This window comes from Candidatus Symbiopectobacterium sp. NZEC135 (assembly GCF_025962695.1).
In genome coordinates this window covers 1-1,356 of record NZ_JAGFPF010000464.1, presented here as the reverse complement: position 1 = coordinate 1,356, position 1,356 = coordinate 1, and the positions used below count along the sequence as shown (strand labels likewise).

General features: G+C 45.1%; 3 protein-coding genes. All 3 read left to right on the top strand.

The features are described 5' to 3' along the window. A partial coding sequence (locus J5224_RS27915) for a DUF2857 domain-containing protein (RefSeq protein ID WP_264628376.1) occupies nucleotides 1–327 on the top strand: 327 nt, incomplete at its 5' end. Continuing rightward, a complete protein-coding gene (locus J5224_RS27910) occupies nucleotides 317–526 on the top strand; it encodes a TraR/DksA family transcriptional regulator (protein ID WP_264628375.1) in 210 nt (69 codons plus the stop codon). The genes J5224_RS27915 and J5224_RS27910, both read left to right, overlap by 11 nt. Nucleotides 527–1,054: 528 nt before the next feature. Next, nucleotides 1,055–1,356 (top strand): restriction endonuclease (locus tag J5224_RS27905; protein WP_264628374.1); only part of this gene is annotated, 302 nt, incomplete at its 3' end.

Genomic DNA, 1,356 nt, shown 5'->3' with positions numbered 1-1,356 from the left:
ATTTCGCTTGGCGGTTCGCTTAAGCTCATTAATCAGTATTTTGGCCTTAGCTGTCACGAAACATGCGCCCGTCGCCGATTGCTGGGTATCCGCGTTGCTCAGGGAAGAACACCGCATCCGAATGAAAATGTCGATATCGATATCTGGCTACGCTGGCAAAAGCACCGCACGGAAAACATCGAATCTCTCCATGCACTCGATGCCATGATGCTAATCACCGAGCAACTCTCTTGTACTGACGACGCTCCGAGCCTTACTGCTGTCTGGCATCTCATCACACGTTATGAAAAAGAGACGTTAATCAGGAGAAACGTGTATGCCGGATGACATCGATCGCGATCAGGGATTTAATGAGCAGCAGTTGGAAGCAATGATTGAAAAAAGCCGTTTTCAACCGGCCGTAACACCATCACTATTTCATTGTCGACTCTGTGGTGACCCCATTCCAGACAAACGACGTCAGACCTTGCCCGGTGTGACCACATGTATTTCTTGTCAGAAAAAAATTGAAGGCATTCGGCGCTAAAAATACAGCGTTAGACACAAAACATCTTTTTCGCTCGGGAACACAGAACACTAGGCTATGAATGTTCAGACTTGGGCTAGCGGTGTTCTGCGTTTTCACAGGATAAAACCTGACAGTCCGAAATGAGCGAGGACCGGACATTGCTTACATCGCGGTATATTAACCATCGGGGAGCAGGTCTCAGGAAGTGGCCAGGCGCGTAACTGAGCATTTATGGCCCTACTAGGCAGAGCCAACCTTGATAGCTTAATGTTTATCGATATCTGTATTTATTGAATGATTGTTCTTATGTGTCAAAGTTCTTGAGAGCTTTTTTAACGAGTTCATTGCTCACACTGCGGATGGGTGACAAAATGAAAATCGATAAGCGTTCCGAGCTAAACCTGTTATAAATCCTACCGACATCCCCTTTTTGATGCATAATGTTTTCACTCCGTTACTGACTAAAGGTCATAGGAGTTAACAACCCCTTGTTAGTCAGATTATGGACAATCACTTAAGTGAATATGGAATAAATAAGGTTTACGAATGACGGCCCCAAACTCCGCAAGCTATCCCATTCCTGCTGATTGGCAAAATTTTGAGAGACTTTGCATCACTTTGATGAGCGAAATCTATGGTTGCAAGTTTCAGGCCTATGGCCGTAGCGGGCAGCGGCAGAACGGCGTAGATGCGCTTGGCATTCTTCCAAATGGAGATGTAATCGCAGTTCAGTGCAAAGGTAGGGATCAAGGTTATGGTAGTAGACTTAAACCAAAGGATATTCATACCGCAGTTAGAGAAACTAAGAATTTCAAGAATAGAATCGCTTACTTCTACATTCTGTCGAC